At 65.7% G+C, this 26,575-nt stretch carries 24 protein-coding genes and 1 pseudogene; 6 read left to right on the top strand and 19 right to left on the bottom strand.

The window, feature by feature from the left end; translation table 11 throughout:
* Positions 1 to 283: 283 nt before the first annotated feature.
* The 5 genes from AC0VYM_RS12045 to AC0VYM_RS12025 all read left to right on the top strand — a co-directional run bounded on the left by AC0VYM_RS12045 (position 284) and on the right by AC0VYM_RS12025 (position 14,437).
* Positions 284 to 2,362: a hypothetical protein gene (locus tag AC0VYM_RS12045; RefSeq protein WP_475462199.1), complete on the top strand. Its 2,079-nt coding sequence runs from the start codon at positions 284 to 286 to the stop codon at positions 2,360 to 2,362.
* Positions 2,363 to 2,475: 113 nt separating this feature from the next.
* Positions 2,476 to 6,516, top strand: a complete 4,041-nt coding sequence (locus tag AC0VYM_RS12040; RefSeq protein ID WP_475462198.1) for a type IV secretory system conjugative DNA transfer family protein — start codon at positions 2,476 to 2,478, stop codon at positions 6,514 to 6,516.
* A gap of 191 nt (positions 6,517 to 6,707) precedes the next feature.
* Entirely contained in the window at positions 6,708 to 12,278 is a 5,571-nt protein-coding gene (locus tag AC0VYM_RS12035) for a hypothetical protein (RefSeq protein ID WP_475462196.1), read from the top strand.
* A 58-nt stretch (positions 12,279 to 12,336) separates the two neighbouring features.
* Positions 12,337 to 14,046, top strand: a complete 1,710-nt coding sequence (locus AC0VYM_RS12030) for a hypothetical protein (protein WP_475462194.1) — start codon at positions 12,337 to 12,339, stop codon at positions 14,044 to 14,046.
* Between the two features lie 4 nt (positions 14,047 to 14,050).
* Entirely contained in the window at positions 14,051 to 14,437 is a 387-nt protein-coding gene (locus AC0VYM_RS12025; RefSeq protein WP_475462193.1) for a hypothetical protein, read from the top strand.
* Between the two features lie 92 nt (positions 14,438 to 14,529).
* On the opposite strand, the gene AC0VYM_RS12020 is transcribed toward AC0VYM_RS12025, so the two are convergent.
* The 3 genes from AC0VYM_RS12020 to AC0VYM_RS12010 form a co-directional block, all read right to left on the bottom strand.
* Positions 14,530 to 14,769, bottom strand: coding sequence for a hypothetical protein (locus tag AC0VYM_RS12020; protein ID WP_475462192.1), 240 nt, complete (start codon positions 14,767 to 14,769; stop codon positions 14,530 to 14,532).
* On the bottom strand, positions 14,769 to 15,095 hold the full coding sequence (locus AC0VYM_RS12015) for a hypothetical protein (protein WP_475462191.1): 327 nt from the start codon (positions 15,093 to 15,095) through the stop codon (positions 14,769 to 14,771). Before AC0VYM_RS12015 ends, AC0VYM_RS12020 begins: the two co-directional genes overlap by 1 nt.
* A gap of 200 nt (positions 15,096 to 15,295) precedes the next feature.
* Positions 15,296 to 15,496 carry a hypothetical protein gene (locus AC0VYM_RS12010; protein ID WP_475462189.1) on the bottom strand — a complete coding sequence of 67 codons (201 nt, stop codon included), beginning with the start codon at positions 15,494 to 15,496 and terminating at the stop codon, positions 15,296 to 15,298.
* A 948-nt stretch (positions 15,497 to 16,444) separates the two neighbouring features.
* On the opposite strand from AC0VYM_RS12010, the gene AC0VYM_RS12005 reads away from it, so the two are divergent.
* Positions 16,445 to 17,140, top strand: a complete 696-nt coding sequence (locus AC0VYM_RS12005) for a hypothetical protein (RefSeq protein ID WP_475462187.1) — start codon at positions 16,445 to 16,447, stop codon at positions 17,138 to 17,140.
* Positions 17,141 to 17,204: 64 nt separating this feature from the next.
* On the opposite strand, the gene AC0VYM_RS12000 is transcribed toward AC0VYM_RS12005, so the two are convergent.
* The 16 genes and pseudogenes from AC0VYM_RS12000 to AC0VYM_RS11925 all read right to left on the bottom strand — a co-directional run bounded on the left by AC0VYM_RS12000 (position 17,205) and on the right by AC0VYM_RS11925 (position 26,374).
* On the bottom strand, positions 17,205 to 17,780 hold the full coding sequence (locus AC0VYM_RS12000) for a hypothetical protein (protein ID WP_475462185.1): 576 nt from the start codon (positions 17,778 to 17,780) through the stop codon (positions 17,205 to 17,207).
* Entirely contained in the window at positions 17,777 to 18,124 is a 348-nt protein-coding gene (locus tag AC0VYM_RS11995; protein WP_475462183.1) for a PadR family transcriptional regulator, read from the bottom strand. The genes AC0VYM_RS12000 and AC0VYM_RS11995 overlap by 4 nt, the downstream gene beginning before the upstream one ends.
* A 618-nt stretch (positions 18,125 to 18,742) precedes the next feature.
* Positions 18,743 to 19,033, bottom strand: coding sequence for a hypothetical protein (locus AC0VYM_RS11990; RefSeq protein ID WP_475462182.1), 291 nt, complete (start codon positions 19,031 to 19,033; stop codon positions 18,743 to 18,745).
* A gap of 120 nt (positions 19,034 to 19,153) precedes the next feature.
* Entirely contained in the window at positions 19,154 to 19,300 is a 147-nt protein-coding gene (locus AC0VYM_RS11985) for a hypothetical protein (RefSeq protein ID WP_475462181.1), read from the bottom strand.
* Positions 19,301 to 19,829: 529 nt separating this feature from the next.
* A complete protein-coding gene (locus AC0VYM_RS11980) occupies positions 19,830 to 20,159 on the bottom strand; it encodes a hypothetical protein (protein WP_475462179.1) in 330 nt (109 codons plus the stop codon).
* Positions 20,156 to 20,539, bottom strand: coding sequence for a hypothetical protein (locus tag AC0VYM_RS11975; RefSeq protein ID WP_475462177.1), 384 nt, complete (start codon positions 20,537 to 20,539; stop codon positions 20,156 to 20,158). Before AC0VYM_RS11975 ends, AC0VYM_RS11980 begins: the two co-directional genes overlap by 4 nt.
* A gap of 51 nt (positions 20,540 to 20,590) precedes the next feature.
* Positions 20,591 to 21,208 carry a LexA family protein gene (locus AC0VYM_RS11970; protein ID WP_475462175.1) on the bottom strand — a complete coding sequence of 206 codons (618 nt, stop codon included), beginning with the start codon at positions 21,206 to 21,208 and terminating at the stop codon, positions 20,591 to 20,593.
* A gap of 94 nt (positions 21,209 to 21,302) precedes the next feature.
* Positions 21,303 to 21,725 (bottom strand): annotated as a pseudogene (locus tag AC0VYM_RS11965) (single-stranded DNA-binding protein); the annotation flags it as partial.
* A gap of 326 nt (positions 21,726 to 22,051) precedes the next feature.
* A complete protein-coding gene (locus AC0VYM_RS11960; RefSeq protein WP_475462173.1) occupies positions 22,052 to 22,654 on the bottom strand; it encodes a 3'-5' exonuclease in 603 nt (200 codons plus the stop codon).
* 31 nt (positions 22,655 to 22,685) lie between these two features.
* Complete coding sequence (locus AC0VYM_RS11955) at positions 22,686 to 22,973, bottom strand: hypothetical protein (RefSeq protein ID WP_475462172.1); 288 nt, start codon at positions 22,971 to 22,973, stop codon at positions 22,686 to 22,688.
* Positions 22,960 to 23,706: a hypothetical protein gene (locus tag AC0VYM_RS11950; protein WP_475462170.1), complete on the bottom strand. Its 747-nt coding sequence runs from the start codon at positions 23,704 to 23,706 to the stop codon at positions 22,960 to 22,962. The genes AC0VYM_RS11955 and AC0VYM_RS11950 overlap by 14 nt, the downstream gene beginning before the upstream one ends.
* Positions 23,706 to 23,984: a hypothetical protein gene (locus tag AC0VYM_RS11945; protein WP_475462168.1), complete on the bottom strand. Its 279-nt coding sequence runs from the start codon at positions 23,982 to 23,984 to the stop codon at positions 23,706 to 23,708. The genes AC0VYM_RS11950 and AC0VYM_RS11945 overlap by 1 nt, the downstream gene beginning before the upstream one ends.
* Complete coding sequence (locus AC0VYM_RS11940; protein WP_475462166.1) at positions 23,981 to 24,400, bottom strand: hypothetical protein; 420 nt, start codon at positions 24,398 to 24,400, stop codon at positions 23,981 to 23,983. Before AC0VYM_RS11940 ends, AC0VYM_RS11945 begins: the two co-directional genes overlap by 4 nt.
* A 198-nt stretch (positions 24,401 to 24,598) precedes the next feature.
* Complete coding sequence (locus tag AC0VYM_RS11935; RefSeq protein ID WP_475462164.1) at positions 24,599 to 25,378, bottom strand: RNA ligase family protein; 780 nt, start codon at positions 25,376 to 25,378, stop codon at positions 24,599 to 24,601.
* 61 nt (positions 25,379 to 25,439) lie between these two features.
* The gene (locus AC0VYM_RS11930; protein WP_475462162.1) at positions 25,440 to 26,126 is read right to left on the bottom strand and encodes a hypothetical protein; all 687 of its coding nucleotides are present in this window, start codon (positions 26,124 to 26,126) and stop codon (positions 25,440 to 25,442) included.
* Between the two features lie 8 nt (positions 26,127 to 26,134).
* Entirely contained in the window at positions 26,135 to 26,374 is a 240-nt protein-coding gene (locus AC0VYM_RS11925) for a hypothetical protein (protein WP_475462160.1), read from the bottom strand.
* Between the last annotated feature and the right edge of the window lie 201 nt (positions 26,375 to 26,575).

Below are 26,575 nucleotides of genomic sequence, written 5' to 3'. Positions count from 1 at the left end.
TACGTGACGCTGGAAGCCGTGTTGTTCGGCGATGCAGTGAGAGCACGGACAGCCCGGGTGAGGGTCTCGGCGTCGAGCTCTCGCGCAGGTGCAGGGGGCGGGCGATGCCGTTCAGGGTGTGGTTGACCGGACTGTCGGAGGTCTCGGCGGCCACGCGCAACAGAACCTCAGCCATTCAATGACACCATGCAATGACTCTTTCATTGTCCATTCACTGACGTGAACGATAGGATGCCCACAAAACAGTCGACCTGCGTTTCATCCAGTGAAGGGATCCACACGCATGCCCATTCCAGGGATGCCGGTCACAACCCGCAAGAAACAGCGCAGGAAGAAGCCGGACGAACTGCTGTCCTCGGTCGTGCACGAGACGGCGACCACCGGGACAGTGGATCTGCTCAGGAGGAACGAGAGGTTCGTCTTCCCCTCCGGCACCGCATGGGTAATGCTCGGTCTCGCCTCCGAGGCCGTCGGCGGACTCAATCGCCGTCAGAGCCGTGACGAAGCCAAGGGCTCGATCATCAAACTCATCGAGAACGACGAGATCGAGACCGTGGCCACCGCAGAGATGCTCGCAGAAGAGGTCTTCGGCATCATTCCCACCGTCTCCACGCTCGAACGGATGGATGAGTACTCGCTGCTCACAGAAGCTGAGTACTCCTGGGCCGTGGTCTGGGAGACCGGTGAGGGGGACTTGCACGTCGAGTTCGTCGGTAAAGCGTCCTTCTCCCAGACCCAGCAGATCGCCGCTGGCACCCTCAGCCTCGAGCAGGCGGTGGGATGGCAGGTTTGGGCCGACCACTCGGGACTTTCTGGCGCCAACCCCGTTGAAGCCACAGTCTCTGATCCGACGCAGGCGACAGACGTCGTCGCCCCCCTTGCGCACGAGGACGGCGACGAGATCTTCGCTCCGCTCGATGAGGATGACTCCCCCACTGGCGACGACGATGAGCCGGTCTTTGAGGGCCTGGCCGCCGAAGAGGAGCCCGATTTCGAGGCCCCCGAGACGAAGCCGATCAGCGGGCCCGCACCGGCATCCAAAGCCCCCGTCGCGACGGAGAACCCCGGGGACGAGGGCTTCGGCATCGACGAAGACGACTCCACTCTGGACGGGCCCAAGCCCGTCGATCCAGCTGAGGGTGTCTACGCCGACAACCAAGAGACCGTCCACGACAGCCTTGCTCGGCGCTTCCTGCCCGAGGACCTGGATCTGGGCATCCGACTCGACGAGTTCAACCGCACCTTCTCGATCGGTGCCCCGGCCGTTCAGATCGAAGTGCCCGAGGGCGCGAGCCAGTGGCTCGGCGACCAGGTTGCCCAACTCAGCCGACAGGCCAACGCCGACCTGGCCGGTCTGCGCTACCAGCACGAGGACGAGCTGCGGGCCCTCTACGTCAATCTCATGTCCACCCACATCGAGCAGGTCATACGCGCGGTGGCCACCGATCACGAGGACAGCCGCTACAAGCGGCTCATGGACAGCATCGAGGCCAAGCAGGTCGAGAGGCTCTCAGAGAGAGACGAGAAGGTCCGCAAGGCCAAGGCCCGGATCATCGACGACTACGAGGAGCACGTGAAGGTGCTCAAGGAGAAGGCCGCAAAGGACGCCGAGGCCCACTACCGGGAGCGCAACAAGCCCCGAGTCGACAGGGCCCAGGCCGATGCTGTCGTCGAGATTGATCGGGAGATGAGCAACGCTCACACCCACGACCTGCAGGAGATCCTGCGAATCCGGCGCAACGACGCGAACCTCAAGCTCCAGGTCGGCCAGACGCAGATCTTCAAAGTGCTCGCAGAGAAGCAAAGGGAGAACCTCTCCGCCGAGCAGGAGTGCCTGCATCGCTGGAAGGAGGAGGTCGACCGGATCGTCGCCGATCACCGAGGTAATGACATCGTCCGGGCCGAGGCACTGGCCGAGCAGCTGGTGCGCACCGACGAGCTTGCTGAGGCCCGCTCCGAGCACGCTGGCGCACTCGAGGCTCAGCGTGCCGAGCATGCCGACCGGATCCGTCGGATGGAGGACGAGCTCGACCTCGCCCGCCAGGCGGCGGTCACGAGGATCAAGGAACGCGACGCCGAATGGGACAAGGACTTGTCGCTGGAGCGGGCCAAGACCGAGACGCTGACCAAGCAGGTCCAAGATCTGCGCGACGAGAACGCAGTGATCGAGACCCGTGCCGCGGAGTTCGCTGACCGTCGTCTGCAAACTGTCATGGCCGATCGGGACGCCGCCGACAAGAATCTCGAGCGCTTCGCGGTGCTTCAGCGGCACGCGACCTGGATCATTCTGAGCATCATCGTCGGCTGCGTGATCCTCGGCCTGGGGGTCGGATTCATCGCAGGGACACTCGCGGCCACCTAAGCGCAGGAGCAACGAAGCGCACGGAACGAAATCCACGGCGATGCTCCGGAGGGCCAGGCACCACCGTCGGAATCAGAAGGGCCTCCGAAAACGAGGGATGGGATTCGCACGCCATGGGACTGAAAGCACTTCGGGCCAAGAGGCCCACCGCATCCACCTGGGACAAGATCAGGGCTAGGCGGCCGGACGAGACGCTGAGCAACAGGGACGTGCATGGTGCCCAGCAGCTCGACCGATCGACGCTGGGCACCCGACGCTCGCGCGCCCCGGGATTCATTGGGGCAGCCATCGTCGGCGTCGCCGTCTTCGCGGTGGCCTGGCTGCTCTACTCGCTGTTGGCCACTGTGTTTATCGGTGTCTCCGGCGCCCTGGGCGGAGCGAGCATAGGCGCTCCGACTGAGAAGCTCTACTACGTCAAGACCCAGGTCAGCGAGGACGGAAAGTCGGTGACCTGCTACAGGCAGACCGGCGAGACCGGTTCACCGGCACCTGGCGGGAAGTGCTACAGCAACGCCGAAGAAGTGCCGAAGCCGGATTGGTACCAGGGCGAGTCCGAAAGGGGCACCGATGAGCCCACGGTGACAACGAACATCGAAGCTCAACTGGCAACCGTGACCGGCTTCAAGCTGTTCATGACGGTGGGCACGGGACTGGCCGTCGCCCTGGCCATCTCGACCCTGGTGACCCGGCGGGTCAGCGCTGAGAACCTCATGCACAACACCGACGACATCAACCAGCACCAGAACGACCAGCACATCGCGCTGCCCGAAGAGATCATGGAGAAGTTCGACTACTTCCCCGATGTCGGCGCGCACTCGGCCGTGCAAGTCTCGTCAGTCATTAGCCACACCATGCTCAAGAAGAAGGGTCTGGGCACCGTCGATCTCGTCGAGCGGGCCGAAACCGACATCTTCGACGAGGACAGCGAGATCCTCTACTACGCTGGCGATCCCCTCGAGGACGCCGACGGCAACGTCAAGACCCGGACCATGCCGCTCATCGACGAAGTCTTCGGCGAGGCCCTGTTCGAGGCCTCGGGCGTCCCCGACGTCAAAGGTGGCGATGGCAAGCCGCTGCGGAAACGCTTCGACACCACCGTCATCCCGTACAACCCGGACGGCAAGGCGCGGGAGAAGCTCGGGGAATACAAGACCGTCGCCGAGCTCATCAAGAGCGACTGGACGTTCCCCGATTACGAGGTCCAGCGCCCGGCTGGGGCCTATGTTGTCGACACCGCTCCAGTGAACACCATGGTCCTGGCAATCACCCGAGGTGGCAAGGGCCAGACGATCATCGAGCCGACCCTGGACATGTGGAGCCGGGAGAAGCGGCCCTCGAACATGATCATCAACGATCCCAAGGGCGAGCTGCTGGTCAAGAACTACGTGCCCTTCGTCATGCGCGGGTTCGAGCCGGTTCAGTTCAACCTCATCAACCCGGTGAAGACGAACATCTACAACCCGCTGGGCATGGCCGCCGACGCCGCCCGCGAGGGCGACTCGACCAAGTGCGCCCAATACGTGGAGAACATCGCCGACGTCTTCTTCCCCGTCTCCGGTGGGGAGGACCCGGTGTGGCCCAAAGCCGCCGGCAACTCGTTCAAACGCGCGGCCTACGGCCTCATCGACATTTACATGGAGGAGGAGCGAGAACTGCGGGAGCACGCTGTGGCCACCGACATGCCTCCGGAGGTCCTCGAGCAGCGCCTCGACGAAATGTGGGGCAAGGTCACGCTTTACAACTGCTACCAGATGTTCGTCCAGCTGACGTCGAAGAAGATGAAGAACCCGGAGGCAGAGCTCGAGAAGCGGGTGAAGAAGGGCGAGTTTGACAACGACGAGGAGGGCCTGCAGGCCGAACAGCGCCGGGTCGAGGCGCAGTCGCCGCTGTGGGAGGGCAAGCCAGAGCAGGACATGCTCACGCTGTACTTCAACGCCACCGCGGCCCTGCCGACTAACACGGTGCGCACCCTCATCGGCAACGCCGACAACGCGCTACGCGCGATGGCCGGAGCTGAGAAGATGATTGCGAGCGTCTACGGCATTGCCCTGACCGCGATGTCGTTCTTCTCCGATCCGACGATCTCGCGCCTGACCTCGGGCCGACCGTCGCAGACGACAGATTTCGGCAGTCTGTCCTTCCCACGACGGATCGGCGTGCGATTCTCACAGAATTACCTCAAGCGCGACAATCTCATGCGCGAGATGCTGGCGAAGTGGTCGGCCTACTCCGACCCGATGTTCTCCGAGTCGCTGGGCAAGGACTTCGACCATCAGGACGTCGTCACTCCCGAGGGTTGGGCCCGCTACTACTTCGAGGGGAAGTTCCCCACCGACGAGTCCTGGGTCAAGCTCGAGCTCGTCGACGCCCAGAAGCAGATGCTGGTGCGTACCTTCTACTTCCACTTCAAGAAGAGCTACCAGCTTTCGCTCAATGGTCGGCACTTCGTCAAGGAGCAGGTCACCGGCGAGAAGATCGTCAAGGACGGCGTTATCCGCGAGCTGCGCCCGGTGCGAGAGAGCAGCAAGGCCGACGGGACGATCCTGTCGTTCGAGCCGTCGAACACGATGTACCCGCAGGACAAGCTTAATCTGGCCGACTCAGTCGTGCCCGAGCGGGTCCAGGGCAGGGCGCGGGCGATCCAGCAGACCATGGTGCGGTACTCGGAGAAGACCAAGGCCGTGTTCCTAGTGACGCCGCCGCACCTGACCAAGTACGCCCAGATTGTGCTCATCCTGATCAAGCAGCTCGTCGATCTCAACTTTGACAAGAGCTACATGACCAAGAGCAACCAGAAGCCGCTGTACAAGACCCGGTTCATGCTCGACGAGCTCGGCAACCTCTCCAGTGACGGCGAAGGGATCTCGAGCTTCCAGACGATGCTGTCCATCGGGCTCGGCCAAGAGCAGCAGTTCACGCTCATCCTTCAGACCCTGCAGCAGCTGCGCGACGTCTATGGGGACTCCGTGGACAAGATCGTCCAGGGCAATACCTCGAACATCATCTTCCTCAAGTCGACCGACGACTCGATGCTCGAAACCCTCGAGAGGATGAGCGGCAAGACCCACCGGGTCTACCGCGACTCCAAGCAGATCACGCAGGACATGGACAAGGTCATCGGCGGCAAGACGCAGGGGGCCGTGTCGTACACGATGAGCACACAGGAAGAGCCGCTCATCAAGTTCAACGACATGTACTTCATCCCCGAGCGCAACAGCATCGTTTTTCGCGCCGGGGACGCACCGGTATGGAACCGCAACGAGACGATCCTGCCGATGAGCTGGCGTCTGTTCAAGAACACGATCCGCCACGCCGGCCACGACGAGTACACGCTGCAGACGCTCCCGACCTTGTCGACGGCCGTCGACTTCGACGTCAAGCTCAATCAGCCGGACTTCAAGAAGCTGCTCGACAAGCGGATCGCCCAGGCGATGTGGGCCGATGAGGCCAAGCAGCAGTACCAGGACGCCTACGGCTACGAGGACATCGAGATCGCCCGGCTTGACCCCGACCTGTACGCCGACGAGGTCATGGAGATCATCCGCGGCCTGGCGGCCAAGGATGAGGGCCTGGACCCCGACGCGGCAGTGTTGATGGACCCGGACGACTACGAGGCCTCGATCATGATCGACGACGACCAGTTCATCGCGAACGTCGAGCTGGCGGCCGAGGTCCACGATCTCGAGGCCGAAGAGTCCAGGCGCGAGGAGCGCATCTACGCTGAGGGGCTGGTGAGCAAGGAGATGCTCGTTCACCGTAACGGCGTGGCCAAGCTCAAGACGCTCGACGTGCCACTGGCCGAGGCCTACAAGCACGTGATGCTCGAGATGCACCACGACGACGAGCACTTCTCGGTTGGCGGCGACGGCGAGCTGCGCAGCGCTGATGGGTCGGTCACCTACATCTCACCGATGCGCTCAGCGACCTACTCCGAGGCAATGCAGCGGATCAACGCCCGCCTCGACGACGAAGGCTCCAGGGCCTTCGCTGAGCAGGAGTTGACCGAGGAAGATCTGCACAGTCTGGCGACGGCGAAGATCCACGCGGCCTTCTACCAGTACCTCGCGTCTCTGGAGTCGTGGGAGGTGCTGGCCGGCGGGGCATTCGACCGGGCCATGGCCGTCGAGATGCGCCAGGAGACCCATCCGGCGTAGCCCGGTCTCGACGCGGGGGACGCCCCCGGCCTGGACACGGCCGGGGGATTCGGGTCGATTCCGAAACATGCGGCAATCAGCAACAAAACGCAGTCGAAAGGCTCATTGGAACAGAACGCAATGATTGATGATGACCGGTCGAATGGTCTATACATGATTCTGTAACCCGTAGTCCCAGAGGAGACAGAGACATGAAGAGCGCGCACGGTCTGCGGAGGTACTTCTACGAATACGTCTTCCACCAGGCCATCGACCATGCCCGCGAACAGACTTCGGAGATCGTGCCGATCTCCCAAGCCAAGGCCATCCGATCCCGGGTCGCCAAGATCCTCGCCGGGCTCCCGGCGATCCCCGAAGCCGAGGGTCTGCCAGCGACAGCCCCGCGCCTGGCCCATCCCAAGCTCGGCATCCGGGACTGTCTGAGTGCCATCGACCAGGCGCTGGGCGAGTCGGTAAGCGACTACAAGCCCCAGTTCGGCGACCACTCCGCCGACAACGAGCGCTACCGAGCGCTACAGCGGAACTTCAGCCGGGCCACCGGCGTCGGCGGCGAGACGAACCCGAAGTCAGCTCGGCTGCCGATCAGCCCCTACGACCCCGAGTGGGCCGAGCGGGCGACGATCAAGCGTGGGGGCACCGCGTTGTCCTACTTGCCTGACGAGACCGTGACGAAGATGACCGGCGGCGAGGTCGACCGAGTCGCGGCCCCGCAGCACGGCAACGCGGTGCTCTGGCGCATCGACGACGATGGCAAAGCCGTCGAGGCCGGTCGGGCAATGACCTATGACGACGCCTCGGGGTTGACCGCCCTCATGGACAAGATGAGCGAGGCCGAGTACAACCAGGTCCGCGGCTGGGTGCTCGACGGCGGTCGGGACCCCCGCACCGGGCGCATCGACCGTAACCGCTTCATGTCCCAGGCCGCCGTGGGCCGCTCTGTGGCCGTGCTCGACGAGCTCAAGGCCCAGGGCACGGTCTATAAGGTCGTCCGCGACATCAACCCCGGTCAGATCAAGGCCGTCCTGGCGGACACGGGCCTGGAGATCCGCCTCACCGAGCCCCGAGAGTCCGAGAACTTCGCCGGAGCCCGCATCTACGACAACGGCCTGGTCTCGCGCTACAGCACCAATCACTGGGTCAACGGCGGCGTGGTCTTGCACGCGACGAGCCCCGACGAGGCTGTCGCCCTGCTGCACTTCGCTCAGGGGAGGCCCGTCCCGCGCCGAGACGTCCCGGGAGCGACCGCCGGGGTGCCGGGCACCACGCACACGGAGTCGAGCCGCTCTGGCCCCGTCGAGGTCCCCGACGCCTACTACACCGACAAGGAGTCGATGTTCGTCGTCGACGACTACACGCCAGGCTCGAGCTCGAAAGTCCTGCTGCGACGGGAGAACACCTCGCGAACGTTGCCGACCTACTTCGTCGACGTCGAGGCGGCCGAGACCTACGGCCGGGCGGCTGTGGAGTCTGCGCGGACGAACCTGCAGTCGGCCCTCAACGTCGAGGGTCTCATCAGCATGTTCCACGCCCAGCGCTCGCAAGGCCTCAACCTCGTCGAGTTCGAACCCCCTGAGTACTCGGCTGACGCCGAGGTCGCCGCGATTCAGCGCTCCTACTGGGACGTGCTCACCGGCGAGCGAACCTCGCTGCTGCGGCCAGGGGCAACCGATGAGATGTACGCCGAGAGGCTCGAGGCCATCGGCGAGTCCGCCGAAGCGGGCCTGGGCAACCTCGTCTACGGGGGCTCGCCCGAGGAGATCATCCGCGCTCACGCGGCCGACGTACCCTTCGAGCTCATCGGCACATGGGAGTCCGAGACCCACCAGATCGACGGCGAGTGGGTCGACCAGCGCTTCGACCCGGTCCGGGTGGCTAAGTACACGACCAGCTCGGCAGGTCAGTGGTCCAATCTCGACGACCTCGCCGCGGCGCTGCGCCGGGCCGAGATCGATCCGGCAGAGATGATGGGCACCGGCTTCCAGGCCACACGGTTCAAGGACCGGCTGGTCCGCTTCGACGCCGAGACGGCCGTGCCGATCCAGGCCCATCCGTCGGCGTTCATCCAGCGTGTCGGCACAACCATTCACGACTCGCTGGCCCGCTCAGGCACGGTGCCCGGTGAGATCCTCATCGACGACCAGGGCGTAATCTCCTACACCGCTGAGAAGCAGCGCCGCAACGGGTCACGGGCGCCGGTGTCTGGGCAGATTGGGCAGATCTTCGACGTCGGCGACCACGGCGAGATCATCACGCGGTTCGCCTCTGGCGAGAACGCACTCATCGTGCCTGGCTACCAGGCCCGGATTCGGGCCCAGATGCCAGGACAGCGGCCGGCCTCTGTCGAGGAGCGTACGGTGCTGCGCGGCTACGAGCAGCTTGTCCACGAGCGCATCGCCCACCAGATCGCCAGCGACCTCGTGGCCACCCGTAGCGAGGTCGGCGAGCCGGCGAGTCTCAACGGTGTCTACTCACAGCTCTACGGCACCAAGCACCCGACCGACTTCATCGAGCGGGCCACCGAGCTGAGCGTGGATCCCGCGACCGGCGAGATCAGCTCCCAAGTGGACCCGTGGGTCGAGACGATCCTGTCGACCGAGGCGAAGCGGGTCCGCTACAGCAACGAGGTCAAGGTCGGCTCGACTATCTACGCCGAGTACCGGGCCGGGCGGGACCGCATCGACCCGGCCGACGACAATTGCTTCGACGCCTGGGCGCTGACCGGCGGGCGGAACATGACAGTGCTCACCGGCACCGACGCTAACCGTGTCCCTGCCCCAGAAGGCTATTTCGACCCCGTGATGACGGGTGGGGCCACCAACCAGGGCATTGTCCGCTACCTCACGAACGACGCCGAGGTCTCCTTCGACGGCTCGATCGTGCCCGGAGACCCGGAGACCCTCACCGGTGCGCGTGCCCCACTCATGACCCGGTCCGAGCTGGAGACCCTGCGCTATGACCCCTTCGACCGCCAGCAGATGACGGCCTCGACGATCATGCAGTCGTCGAAGGTGACCAGGCCTGTGGGCACGGCGATGATGACCTTCGGCGGCTGGACTGCCGACGACCCGATCGTCGTCTCCAAGGAGTTCACCGAGGCCCACCAGATCCGTGGTGCCGAAGGGAGGCTGCGCGACCTTGTCGTCGGCGACAAGCTCTCCGACCTGCACGGAAACAAGGGCGTGATCTCGCTCGTCGTCGATCGTTCAATGAGTATTGAGGATGCCGAGAAGCAGAGCATCGCCGAGGAAGTCGCATGGTTCCGCGAGAATCCGCAGATGGACGTGGTGATGAGCCCGTTCTCATTGATCTCGCGCCGCAACGCAGGATCGGCCCGGGAACTCATGGCTGGCGACGTCGAAACGCTGATGGCTCCGTCGATGCGTGGACAGGAGTCCAGCGAGTTCTCGAGTGCTGCGGCCGAGGCTGGTGTCGGCCAGATGCGCTTCGTGGTCACCCATATGGCCGTCGACGAGAAGACGAAGCTCTACGACGACGAGGCAATCCAGGCCGGGCGCGGCCGCAAGGCCTCGAGTCAGCTCGCATGGGCGCTGGGGTCGAAGGACTGCCCGGCCATTATGCGGGAGTTCTACGGGCACAACACCGGCCCGGAGTCGAACGTGCGCGAGTACCTGCAGGTCGCGGGTCTCGATATGGATGCCAACGGAGCGCTGCGGATCGTCGGCCAGAGCGAGCACGGCGAGGAGAGGCCGACGCGGCAGCTTATCCCGATGCCCGAACTCGTCCGCACGAAGCCGGGTAGGTCGACCCGGACACCCGGGCTGAACACCGCAGCGATGCGCAAGTCCTTCGGCAACCTCATCGGAGATCGTGGGGGCGACCTCGAGCTGCCCTTCGCCCTGACCTTTCCCACTGGTGAGCAGACCGAGCAGACCTCAGCGACCAGCTGGAAGCTGCCCGTGCTCTCCTCGCACCTGCGCAACAGCCAGGAGTTCGACGACGGGACCTCGGTGATGCACGACTACACCCGGTCCTACCAGGAGGTCTTCGTCGAGTCCTGCCGGTATCGGTTTATGCAGGAGAAACTCACGAACGATCGGCTCACCGACGACAAGCGTTCGAAGCTGCTGGCGGATATGTCGACGACCGTCCAGCGAGCACAGCGCTCCTTCGAGGCCATCACCACCGACGTGACCTCGCGGGTGCTCACCGGCAAGAACAACGTCTTCAAGACTGGGCTGATGGCCTCGCGGCTGTCGGACTCGGCGACCATGGTGTGGACGGCCGACCCCAGACTGGACATCGACCAGGTGGCGCTGCCGTCGGACAAGGCGACCCGGCTCGGCCTCGCAGAAGGTGACCACGCTCTGGTCTGGCGCGACCCAGTCCTGCGTGACTCGGGTGTGCGCTACATGCGTGTGACCCTCGACGAGCGGCTCACCGGTGCGGCGATCAACCCGGTGATGGATAAGTGTTTCGACGGCGACTTCGATGGCGATGCCGTGGCGGTGGTCAAGCTCCACTCTCAGGCGGCCAAGGACGAGGCAATGGCTAAGTTCTCGGTACCGGCGAACCTGCTCGACACCGGAGTGGTGGACGAGCGCGGGACCCACCCTTTTGCGTTGCAGGTCTCCTTGGACACTCAGGTGGCGATCTCCAAAGACCCGTTCCTTCAGGATGGTCTGGTCAGGCTCAACGGCGAGGCGAATCTCAACACTGTCGAGCCGAGCTATGACGATCCTGAGATGAATGAAGGTGTGGCCCAGCGCAACCGCGACGGCAACGTTGACCTGACCCGTCGACTCAGCGACTTCTATCGGTACGCCCAGCGTCATGAGTTCGGCTCTGCCTTGCGGTTCGACAGCCTGGAGACGCACCTGCAGAGCATCCACGAGGTGTGCGTCGAAACCGGCGCGAAGGGCAACGAGCGCAAGCTTGCTGACTACGCTCGCAACCTCGGCGACAATCAGGGAGTGCCGGGCATCACCCAGGCCGACCAGGAGGCCTCGATGTTCGCCACGGCGATCAAGGCCCACGGCACCGGCCTCGGCGGCGCCTACAGCCAGCGGGCGGTGCGTGCGCTGCGGGGGGACGACCTTAAAGCCGTCCTCGAGGTCACCTACCCGGTGACGCAGTCGATCCTCCAGGCCAAGCACGACGCGACTGAGGCCCGGCACAAGTACGAAATGCTCCAGGGCCCGGGCCGTGACCTGTGGCGGGGCCGGAAACTCGAGCACCTCGGCGTTGGTCAGTGGAAGCCCAAGTTCGTCGAGGGCGAGCCGGTGCAAGCGAACACCGCGGAGTGGGCTGAACAGTTCAAGGCCTTCTACGAAGCCCCCGACGGCTTTAACGTGCAGGTCAACCCCGAGTACGTCCAGCGAGTGGCCCAGGCCCTCACTGACCCGAACACGGGTCTGGTGCGCAACCTCGATGAGGACAAGTCGCTGTCAGGCACCGTCATGGACCGCATGGCCTACGGCGGTGACTTCGAGACCCTCGTGGCAGCGGCTGCGGCCCGGGAGAACGTCTACGACGGACCGGGCAACGAGCAGTTCGCCCCGACCCCCACCGCCCGGGCCCGGACCCGCTCGACCGAGGCCGAGACGGGCGTCGGGGCGCCGACAGTGGAGACGGCCGTACTCAAGCGCGATGTGCTCGCTGCCAGCTTCGACCAGGCGCGCACGCGCCAGGCGAATCGGCGCTCGGCCCAGGCCGTGGTGGTCGGCATCCGGCCGGAGTACACGCCCTCGATCGACATCGAGCAGTCCGTGGCGGGCGGGCGGGACGAAGGAATGGGGTTCTGACATGAGCGGGCGAAGGCGCCTGGGAGACGTAGAGACGGTACCGGTGGGCCGTACGCCCATGACCGTCGACGCACAGGGTCGGATCGACGCCGATGAGTGGACGGCCGAGAGAGCCGAAGCGCAGGATGCCGGGGCGGCCTACCCCGCGTCGTCGGGACCGGCTGACGAGGAGCCGCTCGAAGCCGAGTTCACTGAGGCGTGGCCGACGACCGGGCAGAGGGCTCGCCGCGTGTGGGAGGAGAGCAGAAGGAAGGCGCGAGAGTTCTTTAGCGAGAGTGTGCAGGCCACGATCGTCGATCACGAGGAGCAGCGGGCCAGGGACGAAGAACGGGCGGCGACGGATGACCCGGAGGCCAGCGAGCGAGAACAGCTGCTCAAGCTGCGCAGTGAGGCGAGGATGGCAGGCGAGGAGTACCTCGATTCGCTCAGGCGCTCGCAGATTTTCGTGCCCGGGTTCACGGAGGAGAAGGCGACCAAGCGGCTCGACGCCATGCACCAGGTCTACGTGCAGATGATGGTGCAGAGCTGCCTGCGTCCGCTCTCGCGCGGGGTCAACACCAACTCGGTCATCCAGACTGTGGGGATGATGGCCTCGATGGCACTGCTGTCTGAGGACTTCCGTGATCACACTCGACCGCACGTGGACCGGCTCAGGGAGAAGATCCAGGACCGCATCGACACCAAAACTCGCTCGAGGGTCGGCGCGGCTGAGAAGAGCATCGAGCGTCGCCAGGACTTCTTCAGCGGGGTCGTTGATGAGGAGAAGAGGGCGCGGCTGGTCGGCTCGACCGACGCGCGTGCCCAGCTGTCGAGGAAGTGGCGCAAGCGCTACGACAATCTGCTCTATCGTGAGCGCGGCCGACGGCAGCTCTTCACCCCGGAGTCTGCGGCGCTCACGGAGCTGGGCCTGATGGAGAACGCCTTCGCTCAGATGAGGAACCCGGAGACGGAATCGCAGGAGGTCTATGAGTCCTACCAGAAGCTGCGCTCGCACCTGTGGGCCCAGTTCGAGGACGACGGTCTCGAGCGCCAGGACATCGTCGACCGGGTCAAGGCGATGGTTGGGGTGCGGCTGCAGCACGAGCCGGAACTGTGGACGATGTTCAAAGGCGCCGCCCATGGACGAATCGTCAAGAACTACCGCATCGACGAGGTCACCGGGGCCCGGGACGAACAGTGGCGCGGGAACTGGGCGAACCACATCGGGGCCAGGATGCCCCGCGAGGCGACGTTCTCCCTACGCCCGCCCATGACGAGCGATGAGCACAGCTCGACGATCGCCGAGACGATGCGGATCTCGTTTGCCGACGCGGTGAGAAAGGACATGGAGAACGGCGGGGCTGACGGCGAGCGATTCCGGGCGATGACCATCGGGTACATGGTCGGCTTTGCCGGACGCAGGCAGGGCATGGATCTACGCGGGGCCCCCGCCCATGTGCGCATGGCAGTCGAGCAATCCGAAGTGATGATGGCGACGATGACCGTCGACGGTATCGAGCCCGAGGCTCAGCGGGCGGCGTACTCGATGGCCTACGCCAACGCCATGGACGAGGTCGCCGAGCAATGCTCGGAGGTCAAGGACCTCATGTACGAGCAATTCGGCCCCGATTGGAAGGCGGTACTCAAGGACGCTGCGGACAACCCACGGGACTTCATCATCGCGATGAAGACGAAGCCGCGACCGTACTACGCCGGGGCCGACGGGGGTCCGGCGTACGAGTCGGCCCGGGAGTACGACGCTGCCCACGAGGATCCCCAGCCAGCCTGAGGGGTTGGAGGACGAGGCGGCGAGGAGAGAGGCGGGAGAGATGTCAGAAGACGCGATCCAGCAGCACAGCGAGCCGCGGGGCTCGAAGTTCGCCGAGATGTTTGGCTACGTCAAGCCTGATGACCGGGCGCGGTGGGACCAGCAGCGCCAGGCGATGCAGCGGCGACAGGGGCCGATGAAGACGGGGGCGAAGCAGTTGCTGAGCTCGATGACGGAGTTCGGGCAGATGAACGTCCAGGCCCGGCTCCAGGCCGCTCACCGGATCAAGGAGCAAGAGGCCTTCGATGACAGGAAGGACCGCGTAATCACGGGAGAGGACGGCGAGGTGCGGGTTGAGTCAGTGTCGTACCGTGACAAGCAGATCAGCGACCTAGGGCCGGAGATGGGATAGCAATTCACCGTCGGCGGGGGCTATTCAGTTACAGACAGAAGATGGAGCCCCGAGGAATGATCCCTCGGGGCTCCTGCCCGCTCAGGACGGATTCAGTTGCCGGTGATGGCCATGACGACGAGAATGATGACGAGCATTCCGACGCTGGCTCCGGCACTGGCCAGGAGGCCGTCAACGCTCAGGCCGTTGATGGAGGCCATGAGCTGCCCCCAGACCTCGGCGACGTGGGCGGCGAGGCGGGAGAAGAATCCGGTGGCCCAGGCGCTCAGACCTGCGAGAGAGACACCAGCCAGTACACAGAGGCCGATGACGAGGCGGGTGTTGCGGAGCATCAGAACCTCACGCCCAGGCGTTCTTCGAGGATCGCGAGGATACCGAGGTTGGACAGGAGGAAGATAATACTGACCCCCCAGGCGCGCCGGGGATCCTCGACACACCAGGCCACACAGGCCTTGAGCAGTGGAACGTAGGCCACAAGTGGGGCGAGCAGGTCAGTGCGCAGCACCAGGTAGCAGACGCTGCCCGCGAACGCGACGACGATCCCGGCGGCCAGCAGTCGGCGCAAGAGCAGTCGCGACTTCGATTTCCTCTGCCCGACGGCCCGTTCGGCTGCCGCTCCCTCGTCGGCGTCGCTGACCTCGATCTCGCCCTCACGCATCGAGCCCCCTCTCATTCAATGATCTATTGAATTGACATTATATTGAAGAGGATCACCCATGGATTCAAAAAGGTGCGAATGGTCCAGGGACTTCAGGGCACATCAGGGCGTGCGTGACCAGTGGGCGATGCTCATGCGGCTCTATCCCTGGTCATTGGGGCCACTGGGGTTGTGGCCGGGTGGAGTGAGGTGGATGGGTATCAGATGGCCTCGATCTCGTCCGCAGAGAAGTTCAAACCCTTGGTGTAGAAGTGGTCGTCGATCACGACGATGTACTCACCGCGGTCGTTGATGCTGGTGATGGTGCCAAGGGAGCCCGCAGGGATGGCGTGCCCGGGTGGGAAGCCCGGGGCGGAGGTGAGGGTGATGGTGGTGCGGACGCGGTCGTCGGGGTGAAACATCTGGTGCTCCTCAGAAGAGGGTTGGGTGAGCCTCGGAGGGCCGGGTGGGCGTTGGGGTCAGCTGTTGAAGGTGACGTTGTCGACGATCTCGACGACCATGGGCATCTAAGGGGCGCGCACGTCGTCCTCGGGCATGAGCTCTCCGATGTTTCCGGGGGTCGGCCATACAGTCCTTCGTGTGTTCGGTTGGGTTCGTGCCCGCCCCCGTGCCTTGTACGCGGTGTCTGGCTGGGTCCGGTCAGCCCCTCTCAGGCCATGGCACTGGTCAGGCTGTCCCGCTCGCCCCGGACTGCGTGGGCGGGGTCATCCACGCCTTCGCGTGCTCGGCCAGGTACCGGTGGAACTCCGACGGGGTCATTCGCCCGCGGGCGGGGGGCATGTGGTGGGACAGGTAGAGCATGGTGCGAAGCGCAGCGGATCAGACCGCGTAATCCGACGCCGGATCTCCGAGGCCGCGGCAGGGTCGCGCTCGGGGTGCGCGAGGAGCTCCCGAACCCGTGGGCGCATCAGCTGATCTGCTCCTCGCCGAGGAGGTAGGTGGCCTCTGGCACCGAACACGGCAGGATCGAGCGCAGGTGTTCCACCACGTGCAGCGTCAACCTGTCGGGCGCGTGGACGTGGACAGCGTGCCTGGCCTGAGCGGCGACCTCAGGCTCCTGGACGGCGCACCCCGGCTTCCCGCAGGCGGGTAGGGGCAGGCGCGGCAGGTTCCCGATCGAGGGCGCGGCCGCGCTGTCGCTTACTCCCTACCGGGGTCCGCTTCGTCGTTCGGGCATGGGGCTCCCCCATCGTCCTGATGGGTCACCGAGCCACCGTCCAACAGGTCCAGCACGTCCTCGTCGGTGCCGGTGCCGTTGGTGACGGTGGACTCCAACCTGGTGGGAGCATCCGTTCGCGTGGAGGGATCTGGTCCCGGTCCTGGCGGTCCTGGTGTCGGGGTGGGCGCTCGTGCAGACCAAGGCTGCTCGTGAGGTCGCGGAGAGATCGACGCGGGCGGCGGAGGAAGCGAACGTGATCGCTGCGGGCGCGAAGACGGCAGCGGACCAGGGGAACGTGATCGCTGAGCGGATGGAGACGCTAGCGAAGGAAGCAGCGATCGAAGCGAACGAGATCGCTCGGGCAGCCAATGACCTCGCCAAGGACGCCAACGACCTAGCCAAACAACAGACTGCTCGGGAAACCGAGAGAAGCGACGTGCGCTGGGACGCGGAGTTCGTACGCCCGGGTGTGTTCCGGCTGACGAACGTGGGCGCGGACACGGCTCATCGAGTTGCGGCGGAGGTTCGCTACGACGAGCAGGAGTGTCGGGTTGAAGTTGATCAAGTGCTCGGAGGCGCGTTCTTGGAATTCGAACTACCTGGCGCCAAGAAGGAGTACGAGAATCGCAAGGCGGGGATCGCGCGGGCGCGAAAGCAGAAGTGGGATCGGAGGCTAGCCCTAGCCGACACAGAGAAGCATTCCGTGCTCGTCTCTACCTTCGCCCAGATGGATCGGGACGCCAACTACGGGGATGACCTGGAGATCGACAGGCTCCAGAGGGTTATGGAGTGGGTGTCTGAGTACGTGCAGTGGGAGACGACTCAGGGGACACCGAAAGTCCATAAGGAGGCGCTGATGCATGGCAACCTGGGTGCGGACCTGTAGACACTGCGGGGGTGCCTAGCAGGATGGCCGCTAAGCACCACGTGGCCCAGACCTCAGAGGAAGGCTAGACCTTGGAGGCCGAACTCATCGCAACCTCTGCGCGCCATGCCAGCATCCCACAAATAAAAATTGCAGCGTAAGATCCCACGACAATGGAGGCCGGAATGCTGACAATGAGAACAGTTAGCTCCATGATCTGACCCCAGGGCGCAGGGAAACTGCGAAAGACATCTCCGCGCACAACAGCAAGGATCACCCCGAATTCCAGTGGAATGATCACGAAGAGCATGTGGATAAATAGAACAAGAGAAAAGGAGGAAAACATGGACTTACGCACTTCACGACGAACCTGCCATGCGCCGAACATCAGACTCAGTGCAAACCTGGAGCCTTGAATGAGCCGCGTGATAGGTCGAGACTCAGAACCATGCAGGATTTCATCAAGCACCCCCAGCCAGTCACCCTCGCAGTCTGCGCGGTAGCGCTCGGGGACGATCCGCGCGGCGATCCTGACCAAGGTCCTAGGCAACCCGTCTAGACGACTACGAACTTCCTCGCTGATCATGTCGCTGAGCACGGTCATGGTCGTGGCCATGAGGAAGGTGAAGACCGTTGCTGCGATGACCCAGAGCGCGCTCATGCAGGATCTTGGCGGGGGCGAAGGGACAACCCGAAGGGCTCATCCTGTTCCGCGCGGAGTTGTTCATGAAGTTCAGCGAGGGCGCCACGGCCGCGCGTGCGGCCTTCATCGGTGTAGCGGTAGTAGCGGCGGGCCGGGCGCTCCTCGGCGCTCTCATCGATGTCCTCGAACTCTCCGATGATCCACTCTGCGCGCTCAAGGCGGGCGAGAACGGGGTACAGAGAGCCGCTGGGGAGCTTGGTTTCCTTCATGAGGTCGTAGCCGAACCTGGGGCGCTCGGGCTCAGAGAGCAGGGCTCTGAGAACTTTGGCGACGTTGACGGTGACCCTGATACTGACAGCCATGTTTGTATCGTACATAGGCCCACTGCATGGATCAAACATAGGGCCTGAGGTTGAGTTTTATCCCTGCCCTTGTCTCGGCTGCCTTCGGCAGAGGTCGGAAGGGCTTGGAGGTGGAAGGTCTCGCGAATGATTCAGACACCGAAGGCCGTCGGCCGGTGCGCCTACGACCGTACACAACCGAATCCCGCGTGGTACTGCTCGACTCCGGACAAGGGTGCCGCTCAGCGGGACGGTCACTGAGCGGCACCGTGGCCGCGACAACAGCCGGGGTGGGCAGGGTCGCCGCCGGACGGCCCTCCCCCGGCCCACCGAGCCCACCGGAGACACCCAGGACCCCCGAGGCCGCCCGCCCGCCGCTCCGGGCACGGCGCGCAGCCACGACTCCCGACGGAGCCAGGGCGTGCGCCAGCGCCGCGCCGAGCGTCATCGCCCTTGAGGAGGCCGAGCGCACCAGCGCCACGACCCGGTCCACGACCTGCCGCAGAGTCGCCCCGCTCGCCCCCTGGGCGACCGCCGCCGGGTGGATGATTGCCCACAGTTCTCGTTCGGTCTGCTCCTCCAGCTCGCGCAGCGTCGTGTCGGGAACCGGGTCCGGTCCCACCTCCTGGGCTGCGAGGCTCACAGCGCCTCCATCAGGCTCATCTGCACAGCGCCTGTCGCGCCGCGCGGCTGCTCCTGCTTCGAGGACTGGCGGCGACAGGCCTTGCAGGTGACCGGTGCGTCCCTCGGGACGAGGCGGGCCGCGTCGAGGGCGAACCCGCGTTTGCAGCCGGGAGCAGGAACGTGAACCCCTGACAGCCAGGGGAACAGCACCACCCGGTGCACGACCTTGGACTTGCCGATGGACAGGTTCATCCCCGCGAACTCGGCACGCTGCTTCGCGGCCTGCTCCTGGACGTTCGCGCTCACCGCTTCGCCCCTGGGCCAGTCGGGAGCCGTCGGACGGCGACGCGCTTGCGGGGCGGCGGCCGCCGCGGCTCGTGCGGCCGCGTGTCCATGGGGGTGAACGGGGCTCTCCATGGGGACTCCTCAGAACAAGGTGGGGTACGCGATGGGCTCGAAGGTCTCCATCCCGTTGCCGTACGAGTACAGCTCCACGTGGTGACAAACGGGGCAGGCGAACGCACACACCACGTACACCGGCCACGCGGGGACCTGCACCTCCTTGAGGGGCATCCCCTCCTGGTGGCCTCGGTCGCGGGGTTTCAGACTGGTGAAGGTCTCCCCTGCCCGAGGGTGAGCACGCGCGGCGGTGAACCAGGGGTCCGCCCCCGAACCGCACCCCTCGCACTGGCGAGAGGGGACCGTAGTCGAGCGCGAGCACACGAACACGGTCATCCCCTCACGTCACGCGTCCCAGATGAGGCGGCGGCCCTCATGCTCGGGGTAGTCCGGCAGGGACGGAGCGCCCGGGAGCGGACGCAGATGCCGATCACGCACCCGCACCACCCCTCCCACCAACCGCCCACCACCGGCTCACCGCGGTGCTGCCCGGGGCATCCGCCGCTGTGGGCACGTGCCCGGCGGGAACGAACAACCCGCGCCGATCAACGTGTTCGCCGCACGGCTGGAACATCACACCGTCGTGCCAGCGGCAGAACGCGGGCGTCCGCACGCCGTCGAGGTCATAGCCGAGCCGTGCGATCGAGCTGGACGCCCAGCCCGCGTCGGAAGGTCGGGAAGCGCTCACGCGCGACCTCCAGTGTTAGGGGTGTGAGGGGTTTTCGGGGGTGGTGGTCTCGGTGATGTGGACCAGGTGGGTGAGTCCTTCGGCGGTGATGGCGATGACGTCGGTGTCGTCGGGGAGTTGGTTGGTGAAGGCCCGGCGGACGTAGTTGCTGACGGCGGGGTGGCCGAGGTTGGCGTCGGGCCAGGGGGTTTCGAGGAGTCGGTCGGCCCAGTCCTGGACGGTGCAGTCGAGGGTGGCGCCGTCGATGTAGGTCTTGCGGGGGTGGTCCCACAGGAGGGTGTTGGGGCGCAGCGTGACGGGTTGGCCAGCGTGGGGGTGCGGGGTGGGGTGGATGGGGGTGCTCATGTGGGCTCCGGGTTGTGGTGGTTGATCTGGTCGGTCAGTGCTGTGGCGGTGGGCGCGAAGCGGGTCAGGGTGGGCGTCTTGGAGAGGTCGCTTCCATCGGGTGTGGAGCGAACCTGACGGGTCGTGCGGCTCGCGTTCGATACAGGGTGCGCGTTGGGGGTGGTGACCTCGTGGTCGCCGTCGCGGGCGGTCGTCGCTGAAGGGCGAGTCGAGGCTGTCGGACGGTGGCCGAGCAGACGGCGGCTCAGGATCAGGCGGGGCAGGGCGTGGAGCCACAGCCCGCGGTCTACACGGCCGGAGGGGGCGCCGTCGCCGTCACCGAGGAATTGGATGGTGTTCCACTGGGGTCGGGGACTGCTGCGCAGGGCGAAGGCGCTCATACCTGGAGGCTAAGCGTGCCCCAAGGGTGGGGTCGTCACTTTCGGGATATCTCAGGGGGCTAGGGCTGCGTCGATCGCCGTGAGGGTTGGGCACGGGTAGGGCCGACGCTGACCGTGTGGGTCTGTGCAGTGGGCGCACACGGCTGGGAGGCGGGGCACGAGTGTGCACACCATCAGGTCCCTGTGAACGTCCCACCGGTGACCTTCGATGAGCTGGCCGACGTGACGGCCGCAGTGCTGGCAGTCGCGGTCCCCGCTGTCGTCCAGGGCTGGGGGGTACTCTTTCCGGGGCTTGTGGAGGGCGCGCACGGCGTCGAGTGCGTCGGTGGCTCGGCGGGCCTTGTTGCGGGCCCTGGTCGCGGCGCCGCGTGCGCCACGCAGCTCGCGTTCACGCTGGGAGGCTTCGGCGTGCTCTTCGTCGGTGAGCTCCTGGGTGGGGACCGGTAGCGGGAGTGGTGGGGAGACGGTGAGCCGGATGGTGCGTGGCGCGCTCGGTGTGTAGGTGAGCACGCCCAGCTCTGCGAGTCGGCGGATGTGGTGTCCGACCGTCGAAGGGGACGCCATGACGGACCGGTCACCGATTTCGCGGATGGACGGCGGGTAGCCCAGTTCAGCGGTCAGGTTGCGGATCGCGTTCACCACGGACGCTTGGGCGGCGGTCAGCAGCATGCGGGCACCTCGTTCCGGGGAGTGTGTCACTGGTGTGACGCATGGTGGGTGTGGGGGGTTGCCTCGGTCAGAACGGCGGCTCGGGGATGCCGCCCTGGCCGCCGCCGAAACCGCTGCCGCCCTGGTTGCCGCCGAAGCCGCCGTCGCCCTGGCGGTGGTTCTTCGTGACCTTGGCGGTGGCGCTGCGCAGGGCCGGGCCGACCTCTTCGACGTCGATCTCGAAGACGGTCCGCTTCTCACCCTCGCGGGTCTCGAAGGACCGCTGCTTCAGGCGGCCCTGCACGATGACGCGCATGCCACGCTGAAGGCTCTCGGCCACGTTCTCCGCCTGCTGTCGCCAGACGGTGCAGGAGAGGAACATGGACTCTCCGTCCTTCCACTCCCCCGACTGACGGTCGAAGGTGCGGGGCGTCGAGGCCACACGGAAGTTGGCGACCGCGGCTCCACTGGGCGTGAAGCGCAGTTCAGGGTCGTCGACGAGGTTGCCGACGAGCGTGATCTGGGTTTCGCCTGCCATGTCAGCTCTCCTTGGGGGTGAGGTTACTCAGGCAGGCGACGCAGGTGATGCGGGCGCTGGACGGGAAAAGCGCGCCTCCGGGGGTGCGGTGGTCGTAGCCCTTCGCGCACGCAGTCCAGTGTGTGTAGGAGCCGCCAGCCTCCTGAGCGGCGTGGGTGACTCGGCCGCCCCACACTCGGACCCGGTGTGGATACTCGCCCTGGTTCGAACGCGGACGCGGCGCCGGCATTCCAGGCAGGATTTCCATCACGGTCCTTCTTCGTACAGGTCGTCCCACTGGTCGACGAGGTATCCGCACTCGTACATGCACGGGTCGGGCTGTGCCACTAGTTCTCCCTAGCGATCGCGTTGTAGAGGTCGCGCACCATGCGCGCGTCCCCGAGTGCGGTGTGCCGATCGTAGTCGTCGAGGTTGATGTCGAAGGTGCGGGCGATGTCGTGCGTGCGGGCTGGCACGTGCTCGTCGCCGGGGTATACGGTGGCGGCGCCCATGGCGAATCCCCACCCGAGGGTGGTCACGTCGATGGTGCGGTAGTGAGCAGCCCACACCTGGCCATTTTTGGCCAGCCACCGAGTCAGGAACCTCTCGTCGAACGACGGGTTCGACCCGACCACCACCGCCGAGGCGAGTAGCTCCGCGACCTGCTGGGCAACGTGCTCAGAGGCCTCCATGTCGCCCACGAGGTCGGTGTCCCAGTGCGCAGTGACGGTTGCGATGCCGGGGACATAGGGGTTGCCTTCGGTGACGGTGAAGTGCCGGTCCCAGTACCCGCCCACCTCCAGTGCCTTAGGGTCGGCGTGCGTCAGGTCGGGGTTGATCATCCAGGCGTGCTCACGGCCGCGCTGGTCGATGAGGGCTATCTCCCACACATCGTGCAGGTCGGGGTTGAGGCCCGTGGTTTCGGTGTCTAGGAATACGAGCTTGGTCACTGGGTCCCCTCGGTGGGTTCGGGCGGCGTGGTCAGACATCGGCGATCTCCTTGGCTTCCGGGTGGCCCTTGGGGATCCGGATCGGGTCCACGGGCGGGCTGACCGGCCCGCTGGTGGTGCCGTTCTCCATGCGGAACTGGGCGGCAAGGTCACGGCACGCGCCGATCTGGGCTCGAGTCAGGCCACGCACCCGGTACCGGAGCAGGTATCCGTGGAGAGCGGCCGCGGTGAACCAAAGGGCGGTCACGACGATGACCAGGGCGACGGCTGCCAGGATCACGGAGGCAGACCACATCAGGACGGGCTCAGGAGTGGGCATCGTCGGTTTCCTTCACCAGCTCGGCGGTCTCGCACGGCCAAGGGGTTTCCTCACCCCAGTTAGTGAGGCAGTGGGTGCAGGTGCGGCGCGGGTTGGTGCGACACCGCAGCTCCCCGCGCTCGTCCGCGAAGTGATGTTCGGTGAGTTCCCCGGAGGTGTCACGGACCGGGTCGTCGCAGTGGTCGCACTCTCGTGACCATCCGTAGGGGTTCGCGCGGTAGTAGTGGGTCTCGGGGGCGTGCAGGGCGCGGACGGCTTCAACCTGGGCGGTGGCCTTGTCCGCGCGCTCACGGTGCTTGTCCAGGGCCGCGCAGGCCTGGTCGTAGGCCCACTGGGTGGGCACGCAGTGATGCGGCTCGGTACCGGGTGAGTCCTCTTCGTCCGGGCCGCTGTCGGCAAGGTCGTCGAGGTGACTGGCGGCGTTCTTCCACCCCTCCCCGAACCAGACCGGCCCGGTCAGGGCGGTGGCGTCGATGGGGACCCCTCGTAGGCGTTCGGCTGCCCACCGCAGCGTGGCCGCTTGGGCGCTGGTCACGGGCGGCTCGGGGCGGGCGGCGAGGGACCGGTTCCACCCGGTGCGGTAGGCATCGTGGATGCCGCGCCGGATGCTGTCGGCGCGTTCGTGATCGTCGCCGGTGCGGCGCAGGATCAGGTCGTGAGCGATCTGGGCAGCGTCGTAGCTGGCCGCCAGGCCCGGGGCGAGGTCGCGCTCCCGGGCATCATCATGAGACATCAGCTCTCCTCGTCTTCCGGGTGGCCCTTGGGGATCCGGATCGGGTCGACCGGCCGGGATCGAGGCCCGTTGGTGCTGCCGTTCTCCCTGCGGAACTGTGCGGCCAGATCACGGCACGCGGCAATCTGGGCTCGGGTCAGCCCATGCACGTGGTGGCGCATCAGGTAGGCATGGACCGCGTTCGCGGTGAACCAGAGGGCAGCCACGGCGGTTGTGAGTGCGACGGCCACGAGGATCACCGCGGCTGACCACAGGAGAACCGTTTCGTAGTGGCTCACGGTCGGTCCTGTGTCGGGCGGTTGGGCTGGTCCAGAGCGATGACAGCTCGGACGTTGCGTTCGGCGTCGGAAAGGAACGCGGACATGTCGCGGCCGGTGGCGCCTTCGGCATACTCGATGTGGAAGGCGTCGCCGTCGGTCAGGCGCTTCAGCGCGGCGCGGGCGTCACGCAAGTGGCTGATGGCGTTGTCGAGGGCGGCTGCGAAATCGCTCTGGGCCTGGTACAGGTTCTTTTCGTGGTCGATGGTGGCGGACGCGGAGTCGAGCATCTGGCAGGCGCGGAGGCTTCCGTGCCGGGCCTCAAGAGCGTCCATGACGGCGGCGAACTCGGCGCCTTGGAGTCCGCCTTCCAGAAGGTCGGCGAGCTGGGTGTCGGTCTCGGGCAGGTCCGGGGGTGTGGTGATCTGGTCGTTCATGGGTTCTGTTCCTGTCTGAGTTCTCGGTGGCGGGTTCCCATGGCGGGCCCCCGGCGATGGGGCGCCCTGGCGCTGACTGCACGCCTCCGTGCTGGTGATGGTGATGGTGCAGCTGGGGACGTAGTCGCACCTCTCGATGACGGCGGGCTGGTGGTGGGCCCGCCCCGGAAGGGCAAGGCGGGCCCGGACGGAAGGAAGTCAGGAGGTCTTCTTGGCGCGCCGCTTGAGGGTGCGTGTGTAGTCCTCGTGGCGGGCCTTGGCGATCACCTTGCGGTCGGCCGAGCGCAGGATGACGCCCTCGCAGACACCAGTCCCGTCTTCGCTGAGCATGGCCTGGGTCGTGGGCAGGACCTGGGGAAGGTAGGTGGCCATGCCCTCCACGTCGGTGGGCAGCTCCTCGGCGTTGACCCACCCGAGATCAGGTACCAGGTCGACCTGTTCCCGATCCGCCCAGTCCTCCAGCTCTCCATCTCGCGAGAGGTAGTTCTGACCGCCTTCCTCACGCCACTGACTGATGTCGAGCAGCTGGCAGTCAAGGACGCTCATCGGGATGCGTGCAACGTCGAATAGCCGGTGGCCGATGGTGGCGCGGTCGCCGGTGTACCAACGGCTGCCGTCTGTGATCTTGGCGCCGTAGACCTCCAGGAAGTGGACCTGGATGCCTTCCTCGGGCGGAGTGAGGCGGTCGGCGAGCTCGCGCAGTTCCTCAACCAGGCCCATGGTGGGGTTGATGATGTAGTCGCCGCGTGCGTGGATGAGCTGGTCGCGAGTGCCGATGACGTAGTCGCCGTTGGGGTCGAGGACGATGCGGGCGTTGGTGCCGTGGATCTTTTCCGAGAGGTGAACCTTGCCGGTGAACGGGACGGCGTTCTCTTGGAGTGCGCCCTTGTGGCCGAGCTCGTGGTAGGTGGGGATGGACGGGTACTTGGTGGCGCTGTCGAGTGCGGCGACGCTGTGGGAGCGCAGGCTGGTGGTCACGGTGCTCTCTTCTTTGTGATGTGGGGCCCGCCCCGCTGGGGCGGGCCCGGGTGAGGTTGCGTCAGTGGGTGTTGCACATGGCGGGGTCGGCGAGGAGCAAGGCGGCGCGGCCGACGAGGCGGTTCATGGTGCTGTGGTCCATCGTGGTGACGGCGCCATCTTCGGTCGCGACCTCGGCCAGCCCTTCGGCGGCCGCCGGAAGGGGCTCGGTCAGAATGGCCAGCAGGTCTGCCACCACGGTCGGTCCGTAGCCGGTCAGCGGGATCACTGCGTCGATGTCGGCATCAGGTCGGACGGTGTGGCCCCACTTCCAGCCGGTGTAGTCCCACTCCAAGGCGACAAGAGCGCCAGCGACTGGGCCGTCCTCCGGGGCGTGGAAGGCCCACCACCCGCATGTCTCGTCCTGGTCCCACTCGACCTCACCGACAACACTGCCGAGCTGGTCAGCGACCTGGGCTCCCTCGAAGGGGGCGCTGGCTTCCACGTAGGGCCTGAAGGCGTCCACCAGGGCTTCGGTGACCGGGCCGACGATGCTTGCGTGCTTGTTGCTGATCTTGGTGAGGATGGCTCGGGTGTCGAGTTCGCCTTGGGTGGGCTTTTCCCATGGGCCGTGCCATCCGCGTCGCTCGGGGGCTGTCAGGTGAGGGGTCACTTCGCTCTCGCGGTACAGGGCTGTGTCGCCGTCGGGGCAGCGGGTGCAGAGAGCGTGCCCGCTTTCGTCGATGGCGATGAAGGGTGGGTATTGCATGGTGTCTCCTAAGCGATCAGGTCGGCGGGTAGTCCAGCGGTGATGGAGCTGAGCATGGCGCGGACGGTCTGCCGGTCGGTCTCGCAGCCTTCGCAGTCGACGAAGGTGCGGATGGCTCCCAGCCCGTGGGCGCAGGTCTCAGCGCAGAACTGGGTTGGCAGTTCCGTGGCCCGTTCCCACTGCGGGAGTTCGTCGGCGCACCAGGTGGTGATGTCCCGCGCCTGGCCGCGGGTGATGAAGTAGGCCACTTCCCAGGGGTGACTTCTGCGCCTTCGCCGTCAATCACGGTGAAGGGTGGGTGTGGCCCTGGCAGAGAGGTGACTGGTCAGATCCGGGGATGTTGATACCTCCTTCTGCCAGTTCCTGACGGAGATCCACGTTGCGCTCCTCGATGACGATCGGAGTTGTGAACGCCATGATCGAGCGAAGGGAGATGGTGCAGACACTGA

The sequence above is a fragment of the Nocardiopsis sp. iso_237 genome (genome assembly GCF_056173345.1).
Note: the sequence above shows the minus strand (reverse complement) of the source record. Positions and strands in the feature narration are given on the sequence as shown.